Here is a 1,979-nt window from a genome sequence, read left to right on the forward strand (position 1 = left end):
ACCGACTCGCCGGCCCGGTGCGCCGCCCCGGCCGGCAGCCCGCCGGTGTCCAGCGCACCGCGGTACGCCCCGGACAGCAGACTGCCGAAGGCGGCGATCCCGATCGCGCCGCCGACCTGCCGCAGGGTCTGCAGCAGTCCCGAGCCGACCCCGGCCCGGGCCGGCGGCAGTGTGACCAGGGCGGAGGACTGCGCGGTGATCAGCGACAGCCCCATGCCGACGCCGAGCACGCTGAGCCAGATCGCGGCCCGCCCGTAGCCGTCGCCGACGCCGGTACGGCTGCCGAACAGCAGCGCGGCGGCGAGCAGGGCCAGGCCGAGGGTGATCACCGTACGGGCGCCGAGCCGGTCGACCAGACGCTCGGTGGCCTTGGCGGCGACCAGCAGCCCGAGCATCATCGGCATCAGCCGCAGCCCGCTGCCCAGGGCGTCCGCGCCGAGCACGCTCTGGAAGTAGAGCGGCAGGACGAAGAAGGCGCCGAACAGGACGAGCGAGATCAGCGTGGCGGCGACGGAGGACCAGCGGAAGGTGCGGTCGTCGAGCAGCCCGAGGTCGAGCATCGGGTCGCGCTGCCGGCGGCTGCGCAGCACCAGCGCGGTGAGGGCGAGCAGTGAGCCGGCCAGCGTGCCGAGCACCGGCGGATCGGTCCAGCCGCGTTCGGCGCCCTCGATGATGCCGTAGGTGAGTCCGGCCAGGCCGGCGGTGGCGAGCACGGTGGCGAGCAGGTCGATCCGGGGCGCGGCCGGGTTGCGGGTCTCCGGCAGCAGCAGCACGCAGGCGGCGATGCCGATCGCGGTGAGCGGGACGTTGATCGCGAAGACCGAGCCCCACCAGAAGTGCCGGAGCAGGAAGCCGCCGATCAGCGGCCCGAGCGGAGCGCCGAGGGAGAGCGCGGCCGCCAGGATCGCGGTGGCCCGGCGCTGTTCGGCGGGTGGGAAGAGACCGGGGATCACCGCCAGCGACATCGGCATCACCAGCGCGGCGGCCAGGCCCATCCCGGCGCGGGCGGCGATCAGGGTGGCGGGGGAGTCGGTGAGCATGCCGACGGCGGAGGCCAGGCCGAACAGGGCGAGCCCGGCGGTGAGCGTGCGGCGGCGGCCGAACCGGTCGCCGAGCAGGCCGGCGGGGAGCATCACGGCGGCGAAGACCACGGTGTAGGCGTCGACGATCCACTGCTGCTGCCCGGTGGTGGCCCCCAGCTGCGCGGCCAGCGTGGGCAGCGCGACGTTGAGGACCGTCATGTCGAAGCTGATCACCAGGACGCTCAGGGCGACGGCGACCAGGGCGAGCCGGCGGCGTGGATCGGCGGAGACGGCGGGTGCGGCGGTGGCCGCGGTTGCGGGCGGGGCGGCGGGCACGGTTCCTCCAGGGTGCCTCTACTGGAAGTCTCTCTCAAATGAAAGTAACTCTCAAAAAATGTTGGCCGTCAACCCGCACCGTCAACCCGCGTCGCCAATCCGCGCCGTCAGCCCATGCCGTCGAACCCGAGTCGCCGATCCACCAGTACGATCGAACGGCTACGCTCCGTCATGTGTCCTGGAAGTGCTGTTTCCGCACAAGGAATTGACGCAACGTTGATCTGTCGTTCGCCGCCCCGGGGCAGTCGGCCATGACTGTCGGTAGATACGATGTGGCAATCGGTCAGTGCTGGCCGACGCGTGCCGAGAGCGGAGAAGGGGTGGGGCGGCAGGAGCCGACCACGAGCCCGGCACCGGGAAAGGGGACCGAAGTGGCCGACGCGGACGACAGGCAGACGAGCACCCAGGTGTGGGGTTCGGTGGTGGTGGTGGGCTCCGCGCTGGCCGTGGTCGCGGCCTATCTGATCAACGGCGCCCCGCTGGTCCTGGCGGTCGCCGGGGTCGAGACCCTGCTGCTCATGGTCTACGTCGCCCGCCGCTGGCGCGCGCTGCACGGCGGTCCGGCCCCGGTCCGGCATCGCCCGCGCCGGGGCGTTCCGGACGCCGCGCACTGTGAGCGCT

The 1,979-nt window shown here is 72.8% G+C and carries 2 protein-coding genes; one reads left to right on the forward strand and one right to left on the reverse strand.

From position 1 onward, the window contains the following. A partial coding sequence (locus KS423_RS44385; protein WP_308020326.1) for an MFS transporter occupies positions 1 to 1,358 on the reverse strand: 1,358 nt, incomplete at its 3' end. A gap of 371 nt (positions 1,359 to 1,729) precedes the next feature. On the opposite strand from KS423_RS44385, the gene KS423_RS44390 reads away from it, so the two are divergent. Beyond that, positions 1,730 to 1,979: hypothetical protein (locus KS423_RS44390; RefSeq protein WP_224285350.1), on the forward strand; the 250-nt coding region annotated here is incomplete at its 3' end.

The sequence above is a fragment of the Streptomyces sp. LS1784 genome, assembly GCF_020103755.1.
GTDB lineage: Bacteria > Actinomycetota > Actinomycetes > Streptomycetales > Streptomycetaceae > Kitasatospora.